1 rRNA gene is annotated in these 473 nt (G+C 38.4%); it reads left to right on the forward strand.

Features of this window, described 5'->3' with window-relative positions:
- Positions 1-85: ribosomal RNA gene (rrf, locus tag AC1DCV_RS35795) — 5S ribosomal RNA — on the forward strand; the annotation flags it as partial.
- Positions 86-473 lie beyond the last annotated feature (388 nt).

The following is a 473-nucleotide window of genomic DNA, read 5'->3' on the forward strand; positions in this document are numbered from 1 at the left end:
CTCTTCCCATTCCGAACAGAGAAGTTAAGCCCCTCATGGCCGATGGTACTGCACAACAATGCGGGAGAGTAGGTAGCTGCCATACTTATTAAGAGAAGCCTTAGTGTTTATGCACTAAGGCTTTTTCTTTCTTTAAGAGTAGAGGATGTTRCTAAAGAGTAACARCGAAACTCATAAGAATAGACGAACTGCAAAAGAGCAGTATTAAACGTCTCAAACGAACACACAATTGGTGAAARCAGGATGTTTATACATCTTCCACCCACTAACAGATACAGTTCTTTACATAGCAGGTCACTGCTAACAGGATGATACCACCAGGCTAGGCAACAACCTACCAACTACACTTTTAYGGTTCATCACTCTTCCTTAAACTAAGGAATCTACATTAAGCAACACGCTTAATATCAAATTGACATAGAGAAAATAAATAAGCAATTAAGTTGAAATAATTTTTGCTGCGAATGATAAAG

The sequence above is a fragment of the Chitinophaga sp. 10T418 genome, from assembly GCF_056394125.1.